The sequence below is a fragment of the Sediminibacterium sp. TEGAF015 genome (assembly GCF_025997995.1).
Classification (GTDB): domain Bacteria; phylum Bacteroidota; class Bacteroidia; order Chitinophagales; family Chitinophagaceae; genus Sediminibacterium.
Map to the genome: position 1 here is coordinate 2,577,040 of NZ_AP026683.1, position 15,448 is coordinate 2,592,487.

Genomic DNA, 15,448 nt, shown 5'->3' on the forward strand with positions numbered 1-15,448 from the left:
AACTTTAAGCAATGCAGCATATTGTAACTATTACGCTCAATCCAGCTTTGGATAAAAGCATTTCTGTACCGGAACTGGTACCCGAAAAAAAATTACGTGCGCTCTCTTCAAAAGTAGAGCCAGGTGGTGGTGGCATCAATATTTCAAGGGCATTAAAAAAACTGGGTGTTGATTCAGAAGCTATTATTTTATCGGGCGGCTACACAGGAAAAGCGTTGGAATCTCTATTGATAAAAGAAGGCGTAAGGTATACTGCTATTGAAACTGCAAATGATACAAGGGAGAATTTTGTGGTATTTGATGAAGATAAAAAATTACAGTACCGTTTTGGAATGCCAGGAGAAAACGTTTCTGAAAAGGAACTGGGTTCATTGATGCAGGCCATTGGCAATTGTTTGCATGCTGATTATGTTGTTGTTAGCGGAAGTTTACCTCCAGGAACATCCGTAGCTGTATTTCATGAAATAGCTAAAATAGCAGCTCAGTTAAATGCAAGATTAATCATAGATACATCTGGTGATGCATTGAAAGCAGCTTCGAAAGAGGGATTGTTTTTAATAAAACCCAATTTGCGGGAACTGGCTTCCCTTGTTGGTAAAGAATGGATTGATGTAGCAGATGTTGTGCCAACAGCCAGACAGGTTATTGCGGCCGGTGGCTGTGAAGCAATGGCTGTTTCAATGGGTGCGGATGGAGCTATGCTGATTACTAACAATGAAGTATACCAAGCTTGTGCGCCAAAGGCAGAAGTATTGAGCACAGTTGGAGCAGGAGATAGTATGGTAGCCGGCATGTTGGCAGCATTAACCAAAGGTTGGGGATGGAAAGATGTATTGCAGTATGGGGTAGCAGCTGGATCTGCTGCCACATTGCATAAAGGGACTGAACTGTGTAAACTGGAAGATACCGAACGCATTTTTGCTGAGATGAAACAGAATTAACAAGCATCCGTTACATTTGCACCCATTATTGGTCTCGTAGTACAATGGATAGTATAAGAGTTTCCGAAGCTCCAGATCCAGGTTCGATTCCTGGCGAGACCACAAACCCTCGCAGCGAAAGCTGCGAGGGTTTTTTGCGATTGAGCGGTCCGAATTTATTCGGACAAGCGAATAAGCGAAAAACCCGCAGGGCAACCGAAGGTTGGCATGCGAAGGGTTTGAGTAAGTTCAATACGGGGGGAAGACAGTTGAGCGAAGCGAGACTGGCAATCTTGGCGAGTATTGCCGACAATCCTGGAAACCCAGACCCACCCACCCCCTACAAATGAGAAAAAAATCTCTCCCTATCCACACAAACACATTTGATAATTGTATAGCTTAGGTTCACTTAAACGATTATAACCTAGCTGTATGAATGCATTGCAACAAACCGATTACCTAGTATTCCTGTTTTATTTCATCTTGGTAGCCGGATATGGTATCTGGGTATACCGCAGAAAAAAGGCAAAGGAAGCCAGTTCCAAAGATTATTTTTTAGCAGAAGGATCGCTAACCTGGTGGGCTATCGGCGCATCCTTAATTGCCTCGAATATTTCAACTGAGCAATTCATAGGTATGAGTGGCAGTGGATTTAAAATGGGATTAGCCATTGCCAGTTACGAATGGATGGCAGCAGTTACATTAATTGTAGTGGCCATATTCTTTATGCCAGTATATCTTAAAAACAAGATATTCACTATGCCACAATTCTTGCAGGTACGTTACAACGATACGGTAGCAATGATTATGGCAGTATTCTGGTTATTACTTTATGTGTTTGTAAACCTGACATCTATCTTATTCTTAGGAGCATTGGCCATTAGTAGTATCTCAGGAATTTCCTTCACCGTTTGTATGATTGCACTGGGCTTTTTTGCAGTGCTGATTACATTAGGAGGTATGAAAGTAATTGGTTATACCGATGTAATTCAGGTATTCTTTTTAATACTGGGAGGGCTTGCAGCTACTTATATAGCACTGAATTTGGTGGCCGAACAAAATGGAACTACTGGATTAATCAACGGATTTAAAGTATTAACAGAAAAAGCCGATGATCATTTTCATATGATTTTGAAACCGGATAATCCTAGTTTTTCAGACTTGCCAGGGTTAACGGTTTTAATAGGGGGATTATGGATTGCCAATTTAAATTATTGGGGATGCAACCAGTACATTACACAACGTGCACTGGGAGCAGATTTGCCTACGGCAAGAAATGGTTTATTGTTTGCGGGGTTCTTAAAATTAATCATGCCTGTAATTGTAGTGTTACCAGGTATTGCAGCATATGTAATGCATCAGCAGGGATATTTTCAAACTGAATTATTGCAGGATGGAGAAGTAAACCCAGACCGTGCTTATCCTGTGTTGTTGAATTTATTACCGGTGGGATTAAAGGGGCTCTCTTTTGCAGCGCTCACTGCAGCAGTAGTTGCCTCTCTGGCTGGTAAGGCAAACAGTATAGCTACCATTTTCACGCTGGATATTTATAAAAAGAAAATTAATACAGTAGCTGGCGAACAGCAAATGGTGAATATTGGAAGAGTCTCCATTATAGTTGCTATGTTACTGGCCATGGCAGTTGCTCCCTTTATGGGCATTGATAAAAAAGGAGGCTTCCAATACATTCAGGAATATACGGGCTTTGTTTCTCCGGGTGTATTTGCTATGTTCTTCCTTGGTTTCTTCTGGAAAAAAACAACATCCAATGCCGCGTTGTTTGCTACCATCGGAGGATTTGTTTTGTCAATTATTTTCAAATTTATGCCCGCATATGTAGACCTTTCCTGGCTGGCTTCTTCCGGCTATGCAGTAGCAAATGCTCAGGGTGTTTTTGAAATTCCTTTCTTAGACAGAATGGGTATTGTCTTCCTGATATGTCTGGTCTTTATGTATTTCATTAGTATATGGGATGCAAGACGTGGTGTTCAAACAAACGGTCTTGAAGTAGATCGAAGCATGTTTAAACTGCATCCTACTTTTGTAGTAGGTGTTTTGGTTTTATTTGGAATTATTACCGCTTTGTATACAGTACTTTGGTAAGCTTATTTACCAAAAGCTGCAATATTGGTACTGAAGATTTTAACGGCAATAGCAATCAGGATTACTCCAAAGAATTTTCTCACAGCGAGTAATCCTGATTCACCTAAAGCCCTTTCAATTACTTTAAGCAATCGTAAAGTAATATAGACAACCACCAGATTGATGATGATTCCAAGTAAAATATAGAGTTCTTCAAAATTTGCTTTCAGCGACATGATAGTAGTAAGGGTTCCCGATCCTGCAATAATGGGAAAGGCAATTGGTACAACACTGCTGCTTTTTGCATTGTTATCTCCTTTAAAAATTTCATGACCCAAAACCATTTCAAGGCCCAATAAAAAAATTACGATAGAGCCGCCCACCGCAAAGGATCGGATATCTAGTCCTAATATTTTAAGAAAAGGCTTACCTGCAAATAAAAACAAGATCATTAATGCTCCTGAAATCAGGGTTACTTGAATGGAGCGGATACCTCCCATTTTTTCTTTTAAAGAAATTAATAGGGGAATAGAACCTACAATATCAATTACCGCAAATAGTGTAAACGTTACTGTTAGCAGTTGATCAATCTGAAATTCCATAAACTTGTTTTTTTAAAGATACAATTTAAGAAACAGTTGGGCGATGCCATTCTTTACCCTGGCGCGAATGATTGTATAAAAGCTCGTGTTTCATTCCGTTATCTGATAAACTGATTTTTACTACACATCCATAATGCAAAGTGAATACATCAAAGGATTCCTTTAAAGGAGTATTGGTAATATGCGAAAGAATACTTCTCAAAACGCCTCCATGCGCAACTATTACAGCGGGTTCTTTACGCAAAGCTATTTCAGTAAAACGATTCACTACTCTTTCATGCAAATCCACATAACTTTCGCCGTTGGGCACGCGAACATTCACGAAGTCTTCCATCCAAGGCTGAATTTCTTCTTTTGGAATATCATCCCAGCGCTGCAGTTCCCAATTGCCGCAATTGAGTTCCATCAGGTCTTCATGAACATCTATTTCCATACCTTCAAAGAGGGCATCAGCCAGTTTTTTACAGCGTTGTAATGGACTACTATACACCTTTACTTCTTTTTGTGGTAAATGCGGTTTAATAGATGCTACTTCTTCTAAAAATGTTTCCGTTATATCTAAATCTGCCTGACCATAACAGATTCCCTTTTCTATATTCGGGGTAGTATGTCTAATCAAATAAATTTCCATAGGCATAAACATCCTAAATAAAATGCAATTTCACAAACTTGTTGAGTAGCCCCTAAGCAATCCCCTGTATAACCCCCGATCCATTTTTTAAAATACCGAACTGCAAATAGCTGAACTATAAAGGGAGGAACCTGAACCCAGAATAAGAAAGACAAAAACCAGGAAATAAATGTTATATCAAGGTGAAAATGATTCAACTCGCTAACAGGCGTGTAAAGAATAATAAAGAATAGGGCAAGGGGAGCAAAACTGCCGAAAGAAAGAATGGTAGTTTCTTTTCTGGTCAGTTTTCTGTCTGCAAGTGGTTTTGATTTACTGGCATCAATATCCTGTACATACACCAGCTTCTGCATTAGAGTTGTGGCCCAGAATCGACTATTGGCGTGTGCAGCTACTAAAACCCAAAGTAAGATACTAGAAGGAAAATTTTCTGTAAGCTCCAGTAGTAACAGATACTTGGTAAACAAAATTCCAATCAGACCAATTACTCCATAAGTGCCTAGTCTGCTGTCTTTCATGATGGTCAGTATTTTTTCTACTGTCCAACCACCGCCAAATGCATCGCAACAATCTGCAAATCCGTCTTCATGAAAAGCACCGGTTAATAGGATGGTACTTAGCATTGAAAATAATACGGATAAAGGAGGAGAGAATACAACGCTGCTTGCCCACAATACCAATCCTCCTGTTAGCCCAACAATCACCCCAACCCAGCTGAAATAACGTGCAGACGCCTGAAGGGTTTCCTTACTATAGGGAAGGTTACCCACTTTAATGCGGGTGAAAAACATGATGGCTGTTTTAAACAAAACCCATTGCTGGCCCATTCCTTAAATTTAATGGAAGATAATTATTCTGAGGCAGTACTTACACCTGCCTGTTCAAAGGATGCCATCTGATTCATGAATGCAACGGCTGACTGAATAATCGGAATGGCCAATGAGGCCCCTGTTCCTTCGCCCAATCTCAATCCTAATTGCAGTAAAGGTTTGGCCTTCAGGAATTCCAGCATTTTTGTATGACCCTGTTCCATGCTATTATGGGCAAACAGACAATAGGATAAAATGTCCGGGGATAGTTTTGCAGCAATTAATAAGCTCGCAGTTGCAATGAATCCATCTACAACAATTACCATCTTGTTTTCTGCAGCCGATAAATAAGCACCTGTCATCATAGCAATTTCAAAACCTCCTACGGCAGCTAATAACTTAAATGGATCATTTGCCAGCTGAGCAACCTGATGCAGTTCAACAACTTTTTCTAAAGTGGCTAATTTGGTTTTGTACTGTTCTTCATTGGTACCTGTTCCATTTCCTGCACAAGAACTAAGTGGTAATCCAGTTATTGCATGCATTATCAATGCTGCAGCGGATGTGTTGCCAATGCCCATTTCGCCAAAACCAATACAGTTGCATCCTTCAGCAGTAATTTTTATGACCAGTTGCTTACCAATAGCAATACTATTATTTACTTCTTCTTTACTAAGTGCTTCTCCGGCTAAATAGTTTCTGCTGCCCATTCCCTGTTTGGCATGAATAAAATTTTCTTGTTGCAAGTGACTCAGGTCTGCATTTACACCAGCATCAACTACAATCAGATTTTGATTGTGTAATTGGGTAAAAACATTAATGGCGGCACCTCCCTGTAAAAAGTTCAAAACCATTTGTGCTGTTACTGCCTGGGGATAAGGATTTACCAATCCCGTTGCTGCAATGCCATGATCCCCTGCAAAAACAAGAATCGTAGGTTTTACAATTGTAGGCGATAAGGTATTCTGTATAAGTCCTACTTGTAAAGCAATTTCTTCTAAAGTTCCCAACGCCCCAATGGGCTTCGTTTTACCGTTGATTTTGTTTTGCAGTTGATCTTTTAGCATTAAATAGTCTTTAGATAATTAGCGGTTAATTTGCAAACTTGTATTGTATCAAATTATTTGGCAAAAGGTAAACTATTCTTTATTCTAAAATTGAAGCGTAATGCCGCTGTTCACAATAAACGGAATTCCATTAAAGCCTCTCAAGTCGGTAAAACGATTGCCTGTAATATTTTGTGTGTCTATAAATATTTTCAACTTCTCATTATACCTGTATTCCGTATAAGCTCCCAACAAAAAATAGGAAGGCAGCAAAACATCGACTCTTCTGAAACCGCCAATGTCAGATCTGCTTCCCACATATTTTCCGGATATGGTAACACTCCATTTTGGCTGGCTGTATTGTAGTACTATATTGCTCTGGAAGCCAGGTCTTCTAAGTCCATACACATAGCCTGTATCCTTGAAGTTAACGCGACTTTGTGTAGAATCAGTCATGCTGAGGTAAGTAAAATTCATTTTTAGTTGCAGGGCCTTACTTAGCTGTATATTGGTTTCATATTCTACACCCAATGCAACCTGTTTTACAAAATTGTAGTACTTGTTGCGAACATAATCGTAATCAATACCATTGTTGGTATTTCTGTAAAATGCCACCAGGCGACTATTGAATCCTGTATATTGATGCGCCATTCCCACTTCAATACTTGTACTGGTTTCTGCTTTCAGATCTCTTCTGCCACTGAATGTGTCGAAGAGTTGAAATAGGGAAGGGGTTTTAAAAGCCGTTGCTACACTACCAAATAAACGTAATTGCTCATTCACAGCATAAGAAGGGTTAAAAGTAAACGTGGTGCTATTGCCGTAGATGGAATGTTTATTCAATCTGAATCCTGCATCTGCAAAGAAACCTTTTAAGCTATTAAACTGAAGAGAACTGTAAATTGATGTCTGATGAACACTGGTGTCTTTAAAACCAGAATTAAAAGGTCCGAAACTACTAACCGATTTGTACTGGTTATTCATGCTAGCATAGCGATATTCTATTCCCTGTAGTAAAGACCAATATTGATTGATTTTGAAATTGGCATACAACTCGGCAAACTGAGTTTTGCCATAATATTGGTTTCGCTGAAAATAACTGAAGACACGTTTATCAAGGCTATCCCTTTCATATCCTCTGTTGGTTTCACTGTACTGATAATTGGCAGTTAGCTGAAATCCTTTCGTCTTATAAATAGCGCCCCATCCTGTATTCAGCAAATTGTTTTTTAGCTGATAATGTTTGTCATCACTAAAAACACCTGCATCAATACCAGCGCGGTACTGGCTGTACAGACCATATCCTTTTAACAACAGTTTTTCTGTAACTGCATACTGAATGGCTGCCGTAGTAGTATTTCCATGATATCCATCGCGGTCATAATCCCGGTTGCCCAAAGTATCAGCTGCAGCGCTGAATCCATTGGTATTAATGGCTGCATTGCGCAAGGTGTACGTTAGTTTCTTCCATTTGCCAAATACCTGAAGATTGCTTTTAAAGCTGTTTAAATTTCCTCCTGTTAGGGTGGCTTTTATATTTACAGGTTTGTTTACATTTTGCTTAACCGTTATAATATTGATTACACCGGCAACGGCATCACTTCCGTAAACAGTACTTTGTGCACCCCTGCATACTTCTATTCTTTCCACATCATTTATTGAAAATATATTCAAATCAAATTCATTTCCAATTTGAGAAGGATCATATACAGGTATGCCATCCATTAATATCAGGGTTCGGCCACTATTGGCTCCACGCATGAATACAGTCTGGTTGGTACCTGCATTGTTCAAAGCCCCATTGATGGTTAGGCCAACTGTTTCGTTTAATACCTGACCCAGTGATTTACCGGCACTCTTGGAAAGTTCAGCAGGTCCAATCACTGTAATTACTTTACCGGTAGTACTTTGTTTTTGTTCCTGCTTATTGGCAGTTACCACAACTTCGTCCAGCACACTGGTGCGTAGACTGTCTTTTTGTGCATACAGGTTTGCGCCTGATAGCAAGGTTAGGAAGAGCGTTAATTTTTTGCTCATTGTCCATTTTATTTAAGGTTAACAATGAGCTTCCAGGAAAATAAAAAAACGGCGAAAAATAAACTACTGCTGCAGCAGCACTTTAGATTCCATGCTTTTCACCCGAAAGCCGTGAATACTTGTTTGCTATTGGCAGGTCTTCTGGCTTCCCACCTTTTGAATGTCCTTCCCATTCCTCTTTCAGAACAGTGGTTGTAGTGATTCAAAAGTTTGCCCGAAGGCATGGGTTACAGCTACGGGGATAGCGCCGGAATTGCACCGGACTTCCCTTTTAATCATCTGGCTGAGGCAGATGAACCAGTAACGCAGCAAATGTATATATTTATCCTTATGAAAGGGAATCAACAACTAAATGTTTTTAGTTTCACCATGATTGTGGTGGGTCTGGTAATTGGTATGGGAATTTTCAGATCGGCTGCAACCAGCGCGCAGCATGCTATTGAGCCTTCTGTTTATTTTGCGGCCTGGTTAATGGGGGGCTTTGTGGCTTTGTGTGGGGCACTTACCTATGCAGAAATTGGTAGCCGGTTTCCGGCAACGGGTGGTTACTATAAAGTGTTCTCTTATGCCTATCATCCCAGTATTGCCTTTGCTATCAACTGTATTATTTTGATCAGTAATGCGGCAAGTTTAAGTGTGGTAGCTATAATAGGCAGTGGATATATTGCCAAACTTTTTCCGGGAACTCCCTGGACAGATGTAGACAAGGCTTTGCTAAGTGCAGGTGCTATTATTTTATTTTATCTCATTAATCTGAGAGGATTAAAAATGAGTTCCCGTGCCCAGAATATTTTGATGATTATCAAGATTGGAATGATCCTGGTATTGATTGCGGCACTCTTATTTCCGTACGATACAAGCTCAGCTGCGGCAATTGCCGAGTCTGCTACAGCTGCAATCCCCTCAACGCCCGAAATGAGCTGGATACAAAGTCTGGGATATAGTTTAATTGCTGTGTCATTTACTTACGGGGGCTATCAGCAAACTATCAATTTTGGTTCTGAAGTAAAGAACCCTGCGCGTAATATTCCCAAAGGGATTTTCTTTGGTATTGCCATTATTATCGTGCTGTATTTGCTTGTGAATTACAGCTATTATCAGATTGTCGGCTTTGAGCAAATGAAAGGGGAAAGAGAAATTGCATATGCAGTCATTAATAAAGTATTTGGTCCGAAGGGTGCAGCAGTCTTTTCCTTCTTTTTATTTTTCGGTGTACTAGCCTATGTGAATGCCTTGTTGATGAGTAACCCAAGGGTTATGTTTGCCATGAGTGATGAAGGGTCTATTCCTAAAATATTCTCAAAACAAAATGAAAAAAACGGTGTGCTTGTAGTTTCACTAACTGTATTTGCTGCCACCTGTCTGATCATTTTATTTTTTGCGCAAACCTTTGATGCAATTCTAAATTTTACCATATTCCTGGATTGCTTTGGTATGGTGGCTTCCAGTGCAACCATTTTTAAGCTCAGGAAACAGACCAAACATCTCGACGGTACAGGAATTTATAAAATGAAACTATTCCCCTTGTTGCCACTGATATTCATGGCTACTTATTGTTTTGTTGGGGTTAGCATTGCCATTCAAACCCCCCAGACTGCATTGGTTGGAACAGGAGTACTGGCCGCGTTTATGGCTATCTATTTTATTAGTCAGCGGGTGAAAAATGGCACTAAACAGGCATAAACTGCCTTTCATACGAGTTTAAACACAAAACTATCCCTTTCCTTTCCGTCTGTCTAAATTCTGTAAAAGCCTCGCCGAATAACTTATTTTTGTTCTATGAGGAATTTACTTTTAACCGTGTTCGGTTGTTTTACGTTGGGAGGGCAGTTAATGGCCCAGCCTTCAACAGACAAATGGAACCTGCAGCGTTGTGTGGAATACGCAGCCAAAAACAATATATCAGTAAAGCAGGCCGATGTTCAGGCTCGTTTGGCAGCTTTGGAGGTAGAGCGAACCAAATTGGCCCAATATCCTTCGGCCAGTGCCAATACCAATGTGGGTACGCAGTTTGGTAGATCTATCGATCCTACCACCAACTTATTTACCACAACACAGCTATTATTTCAGCAGTTAAACCTGAATGTGAACGCAACCGTTTTTAACTGGGGTGCGTTAAAGGCAGACAGACAAATTGCCGGATTTAACGCTCAGGCTGCTTTAACAGATATAGAAAGAATCACCAATGATGTTTCTTTAAGTATTGCTACTTTTTATTTACAGGTAGTAGCAGCCAAGCAGCAAATCGCCATTGCAGAAGTGCAGTTAGGTCAATCTGCTTCTCAGCTTGGTTTTACCCGTAAGCGGGTAGAAGCAGGAACCCTTCCAGAACTGAGTGCAGCTGAAATTGAGGCACAGCTTGCCAGGGATAGCAGTACACTAGTAAGCGCTAAAGCTACTTTTCAGCAGGCAGTTATTCAGTTGAAAGCCGCTATCAATTTGGATATGGCTGTTCCATTCGATGTAGAAATTCCTGTAGTTAATACAATACCACTACAACCATTGGCTGAATTAGATCCTGCTATGTTGTATCAACTGGCATTGAATAATCAGCCCGCACAAAAAGTAAGTGACCTTAGAATTAAGTCGGCTGAAGCTTCTATCAAGAGAGCCAAATCTGCTTTCTATCCCACTATTTCTGCTTTCGGTGGTATGGGTTCCAACTTCGCTAATGCCGCAACAACGGTTACTGGAGCAAATGTTATTGGTGTAAAACCAACCACAAATTTTGTTACGGTGAATAACCAGAATTATCAAGTGTTTCAACCAGATATTCAGTTGACATCGAGTAAGAGAAATTTCTTTCAGATGTGGAATGGTTGGGGTGGTCAGATTGAGCAGAACTTCAGACAGAATTTTGGATTTAATATTCAGATTCCCATATTTAATGCAGGGTCTGCGCGTTTGGGATACGAACGTTCCAAGTTGAATTTAAGATCGGCTCAAATCAACAGACAGCAAGCAGATCTTACCTTACAACAAAATATATATCAGGCTCATACCAATGCTACTGCAGCCATGCAACGTTTTCTGGCCAGTGAAAAATCTGTGGAAGCTTCTCAGAAAGCGTATGATTATGCAAAAAAACGTTTTGAAGAAGGACTATCTACCACACTGGATTTACTTACCAGTCAGAATAATTTATTAAGAGCAAAGCTGGATCGTTTGAACAACCAGTTCGATTATATTTTTAGAATCAAACTTTTAGAATTTTACAAAGGCCAAGGAATCAAATTATAAAAAGAAATTTATGAGTAAGAAGTTAATCTGGATTATTGTAGGACTGGTGGTAACGATTGGAGTTATCATTGGACTGAAGAAAGCAGGAGTTATAGGAAAGGAAGAGGGCATTAAAGTAACTGTGGAAGCTGTTCAGCGTAGAACAATTATTGAAACTGTGAATGCCAGCGGAAAGGTATATCCTGAAATTGAAGTAAAAATTAGCCCTGACGTGAGTGGGGAAATTGTAGAATTAACAGTTGCAGAAGGCGATACAGTAAAGCGTGGTCAGGTGCTGGCAAGAATTTATGCAGATATCCTGAACTCTCAGAGAGACCAGGTAGCTGCAGGAGTAAGTCAGCAAATGGCTCAGGTGTCTAATACAACAGCTCAGTCTGCGGCTATTAAAGCCACATTAGATCAGGCCGAAATTCAATACAATCGTCAGAAAAAATTATTAGAAGAAAAAGTAATCAGCCGTCTGGAATTTGAGCAGGCTGATCAGGCAGTAAAAACTGCACGTGCCAATTATAATGCTGCAATGGAAGGCATTAAAAGTGCTAAAGCAGGGGTTCAGAGTGTGCAGGCACAATTAAACAGGGCCAATAAAGATATCGGTAGAACTTTGATTACTTCTCCAATGGATGGTGTTATCAGTTTACTTGCTATTAAAAAAGGAGAGCGTGTAGCTGGTAATAGCTTTAACGTAGGTACTGAAATGATGCGTGTTGCCGATATGCGCAGTTTTGAAGTTCGGGTTGATGTTGGTGAAAATGATATTCCGAAAGTAAAGATTGGAGATACCGCAATTGTTGAAGTGGATGCATATACCTCCAGAAAATTTAAAGGTATTGTGTATAAAATTGCCAACCCTAGTACAGGTAATACCTTGGCTGCAAATGCTACTGCAGAAGTTACCAATTATAAAGTACATATCCGTTTATTGCCTGAAAGCTACAATGACCTTGTAGTTCCTGGCCGTTCTTTCCCTTTCCGTCCAGGTATGACAGCCAGTGCGGATATTCAGACCAGAAGCAAATACAACGTTTTGTCTGTTCCTTTGAATGCAGTTACAACCAGAGATGCTAAGGAAGATCAGAAAGAAAAGAAAGAGGAGAAAAAGTCTGATGGTAAAGTTGCTCAAGTAGAAAAGACAGAGCAGAAATCAGTTACTTCTGATGATACAATTGAAGAAGTGGTATTTGTGTTGCAAGCGGATAACAAAGTGAAGAAAGTGAAAGTGAAAACTGCCATTCAAGATCTGAATAATATTGAAGTAACAGAGGGCTTAAAAGAAGGAGACAAAGTAATTACCGGTCCTTATTCTATCGTAAGCAAAATGCTAAAGGATGGCAATTTGGTAACTGTGGTTGAGAAGGATAAATTATTTGAAGAGAAGAAAAAAGACTAATGTTTTTTAAAAATACATGCAAATGGACGGCTTAGACCGTCCATTTGTTTTTCTGTATGTTTGCTGAATTAATAGCGATAAATCAGCCATATGCAGTTTGGAATTATAGGAGGTGGTAGCTGGGCAACCGCTTTAGCAAAAATCCTCACCGATAACGGTAATACCATTCACTGGTATATCAGAAATGAAGAAAGCATTCATTATTTTAAGAAGCGCAGACATAATCCCCATTATTTAAGTTCAGCCTATTTTAATCCCGCACAATTATACCTGGATGCAGATATCAATGCAGTGATTGAAGCATCTGAAGTGGTAGTGGTTGCTGTTCCTTCAGCTTATGTAGAGGAAGCTTTATTACAGGTAGCTCCCGAAAAATGGGAGGGAAAGAAAATTGTTTCCGCCGTTAAAGGCATCACACCTACAAAGAATCAACTCTTGCATGAATTTCTTTCAGAGCATTTTCAGATATCATTAAGTCAGTATTTCACTTTATTAGGTCCTTGTCATGCAGAAGAAGTGGCTGCTGAAAAATTATCCTATCTTACTTTCTCCGGAATTGATGCCTTACAGACAGCCGAAATTGCCAAATACTTTACTACGGATTATATTAATACAGTTGTGAATACAGATGTGGTAGGAGTGCAATATGCCGCAGTTATGAAGAATATTTATGCCTTAGGTGCAGGTATAGCTCATGGTCTTGAATACGGAGATAATTTTCTGAGTGTATATATTGCCAACTGTGCTCATGAAATGGGAGCGTTTTTAGAAAAAATTGCCCCTGGTTCCTGTCAGAACAACAATTATACGGCTTCTGTTTACTTGGGAGATTTGCTAGTAACCTGTTACTCTTTGTATAGTAGAAATCGTACTTTCGGAAATATGCTAGGTAAAGGGTATTCTGTAAAAGCTGCCCAATTGGAACTCAATATGTTGCCTGAAGGATATTTTGCTAGCAAGTGTGTGTACAAGACCAATATTACTGTCCAGGCTGCTCTTCCAATTGCCTCTACTATTCATGCTATTTTATGGGAAAACCTGCCTGCGGAAGAAGGTTTTAAACAAATTGAGCGTTTTTTACAATAATTTTTAAACAAAATGTGGCTTAAAGATGTATTAAAAAGATAATAACATCATCAACCCCCTTAAATGTTTAAAAGTGCCAGAAACCATCATTCGTAAAGTAAGAGAGCAAAGGAATTACACACAGGAATTTGTAGCCAAACAAATGGGAATTTCTCAGAATGCCTACAGCAAAATTGAGAATGGATACACCCAGTTAACAGTGAGGCATATCAAAGATTTATCCAAAATTCTGGAAGTATCCATCATGGAATTACTCAGGGACGATTTCGAAATACATCGCCCTAATAATATTCAGAAGGAAAGTGTAAACAAGGAGAATTTGTTGATGTCTTTAGACAAAATTTCTGATAAAATCAATTCTAAACACCCTCAGAAGCATGATTTTTATCCAATTGTGATGAGCCTATTGCAAACCATTGATACTACAGTAGACAATATTCATTAATCACGGAACAAATCGGCTGCAATGCCATCGGCCATAAATTTTCCGGCCGGGGTAATTAGCAGTTGATGATGGTTACATTCCATTAATCCCCGATGAATATGCTTTTGCGCGTCTTTAACCAGTTCAGTAAAAATGGGTTGTTGCGCAATTCTGTCAATCGTTTCAGCGGAAATACCCTCAACTGTTCTTAAAGCAGTCATGATGTATTCATTAATTTGCTGAATGGGCGTTAATACCTCAATTTCAAAAGGAACTGCCCCTTTTAGAATGGATTGAATGTAGAGTGAATTATTGCTGATATTCCATTGTCGGCTAAACCCATTAAAGGAATGGGCAGAGGGGCCGATTCCTAAGTAATGTGCGCCAGACCAATAACTGGAATTATGTTTGCTTCTTTTTCCAGGCAACGCAAAATTGGATATTTCATATTGTTCATAACCTGCATTTGCAGTGATGGATTGTAGCATGGAAAAATGTTCTGATTGGTGAAGAGAATCTATTTCGGGCAATTCCTGACGATTAATTTTAAGAGCAAGAGCGGTTTTGGGTTCAACCGTTAGTGCGTAACAGGATAAATGGGAAACACCTGATTCAATCGCCGTTTTTAAATTCTGTTCCCAGTTTTCATGAGGCAAAGTAGGCCCGCCATAAATCAGGTCAATGGATAAATTGGTAATGCCGGCCTCCTGTGCCATACGAATGCAATCCTTTGCCTGTAAAGCGTTGTGAGCCCTTCCCATCCATTGTAAATCTGCTTCCTGAAAGGATTGAATGCCGATACTTAGTCGGTTGATTCGTGCAGTTATCCATGTTTTTAAAACGGTGGGTTCTATATCATCTGGATTGGCCTCTAGGGTAATTTCAGCATCGGCTTTTACTGTAAAAAACTGGTGAATTGTTTCCAGTAATAAGGTTAAATGTGCTGGTTTCAATAATGATGGTGTACCACCTCCAAAATAAATGGTTTCAACCGTATCAGTAAGGTAGTGTTGTTGTATTGTTATTTCTTGTACCAATGCATTCACCAAATCATCCATTTTCTGCTGATTGGTAGAAAAATGAAAGTTGCAGTAATTGCATGCTTTTTTGCAGAATGGAATATGTAGATAGATGCCTGCCATGAGTATTTAAAAATTAAAATTAGCATTGTTCTGTCAACC

The 15,448-nt window shown here is 39.6% G+C and carries 13 protein-coding genes, 1 tRNA gene and 1 riboswitch; of the genes, 8 read left to right on the forward strand and 6 right to left on the reverse strand.

Going from position 1 to position 15,448, the window contains the following annotated elements; translation table 11 throughout:
* Positions 1-11 precede the first annotated feature (11 nt).
* From TEGAF0_RS11570 to TEGAF0_RS11580, 3 genes are all read left to right on the forward strand, one after another.
* Positions 12-941, forward strand: coding sequence for a 1-phosphofructokinase family hexose kinase (locus TEGAF0_RS11570; protein WP_264898405.1), 930 nt, complete (start codon positions 12-14; stop codon positions 939-941).
* Between the two features lie 30 nt (positions 942-971).
* Positions 972-1,043: transfer RNA gene (locus tag TEGAF0_RS11575), tRNA-Arg, on the forward strand.
* Between the two features lie 309 nt (positions 1,044-1,352).
* Positions 1,353-3,023: a sodium/sugar symporter gene (locus TEGAF0_RS11580; RefSeq protein WP_264898407.1), complete on the forward strand. Its 1,671-nt coding sequence runs from the start codon at positions 1,353-1,355 to the stop codon at positions 3,021-3,023.
* A gap of 2 nt (positions 3,024-3,025) precedes the next feature.
* On the opposite strand, the gene TEGAF0_RS11585 is transcribed toward TEGAF0_RS11580, so the two are convergent.
* The 5 genes from TEGAF0_RS11585 to TEGAF0_RS11605 form a co-directional block, all read right to left on the reverse strand.
* The gene (locus TEGAF0_RS11585; protein ID WP_026764280.1) at positions 3,026-3,604 is read right to left on the reverse strand and encodes a MarC family protein; all 579 of its coding nucleotides are present in this window, start codon (positions 3,602-3,604) and stop codon (positions 3,026-3,028) included.
* 25 nt (positions 3,605-3,629) lie between these two features.
* Entirely contained in the window at positions 3,630-4,241 is a 612-nt protein-coding gene (gene cobC, locus TEGAF0_RS11590) for an alpha-ribazole phosphatase (RefSeq protein WP_264898410.1), read from the reverse strand.
* A complete protein-coding gene (locus tag TEGAF0_RS11595) occupies positions 4,220-5,062 on the reverse strand; it encodes an adenosylcobinamide-GDP ribazoletransferase (protein WP_264898411.1) in 843 nt (280 codons plus the stop codon). Before TEGAF0_RS11595 ends, cobC begins: the two co-directional genes overlap by 22 nt.
* Before the next feature lie 23 nt (positions 5,063-5,085).
* Positions 5,086-6,111 (reverse strand): nicotinate-nucleotide--dimethylbenzimidazole phosphoribosyltransferase, encoded by a 1,026-nt coding sequence (cobT, locus tag TEGAF0_RS11600; RefSeq protein ID WP_264898414.1) that lies wholly within the window; start codon positions 6,109-6,111, stop codon positions 5,086-5,088.
* Between the two features lie 84 nt (positions 6,112-6,195).
* On the reverse strand, positions 6,196-8,127 hold the full coding sequence (locus tag TEGAF0_RS11605; protein WP_264898416.1) for a TonB-dependent receptor plug domain-containing protein: 1,932 nt from the start codon (positions 8,125-8,127) through the stop codon (positions 6,196-6,198).
* A 114-nt stretch (positions 8,128-8,241) separates the two neighbouring features.
* Positions 8,242-8,444, reverse strand: a riboswitch (cobalamin riboswitch).
* A 13-nt stretch (positions 8,445-8,457) separates the two neighbouring features.
* Here TEGAF0_RS11605 and TEGAF0_RS11610 point away from each other — a divergent pair.
* The 5 genes from TEGAF0_RS11610 (at position 8,458) to TEGAF0_RS11630 (ending at position 14,288) form a co-directional block, all read left to right on the forward strand.
* Positions 8,458-9,810, forward strand: a complete 1,353-nt coding sequence (locus TEGAF0_RS11610) for an APC family permease (protein ID WP_264898417.1) — start codon at positions 8,458-8,460, stop codon at positions 9,808-9,810.
* Positions 9,811-9,906: 96 nt separating this feature from the next.
* Positions 9,907-11,367, forward strand: coding sequence for a TolC family protein (locus TEGAF0_RS11615; protein WP_264898418.1), 1,461 nt, complete (start codon positions 9,907-9,909; stop codon positions 11,365-11,367).
* Positions 11,368-11,377: 10 nt separating this feature from the next.
* On the forward strand, positions 11,378-12,757 hold the full coding sequence (locus TEGAF0_RS11620; RefSeq protein WP_264898419.1) for an efflux RND transporter periplasmic adaptor subunit: 1,380 nt from the start codon (positions 11,378-11,380) through the stop codon (positions 12,755-12,757).
* A gap of 90 nt (positions 12,758-12,847) precedes the next feature.
* Complete coding sequence (locus TEGAF0_RS11625) at positions 12,848-13,843, forward strand: NAD(P)H-dependent glycerol-3-phosphate dehydrogenase (protein WP_264898421.1); 996 nt, start codon at positions 12,848-12,850, stop codon at positions 13,841-13,843.
* 73 nt (positions 13,844-13,916) lie between these two features.
* On the forward strand, positions 13,917-14,288 hold the full coding sequence (locus TEGAF0_RS11630; protein ID WP_264898423.1) for a helix-turn-helix domain-containing protein: 372 nt from the start codon (positions 13,917-13,919) through the stop codon (positions 14,286-14,288).
* Here TEGAF0_RS11630 and hemW read toward each other — a convergent pair.
* Positions 14,285-15,409 carry a radical SAM family heme chaperone HemW gene (hemW, locus tag TEGAF0_RS11635; protein ID WP_264898425.1) on the reverse strand — a complete coding sequence of 375 codons (1,125 nt, stop codon included), beginning with the start codon at positions 15,407-15,409 and terminating at the stop codon, positions 14,285-14,287. The genes TEGAF0_RS11630 and hemW overlap by 4 nt on opposite strands.
* Positions 15,410-15,448: the final 39 nt, after the last annotated feature.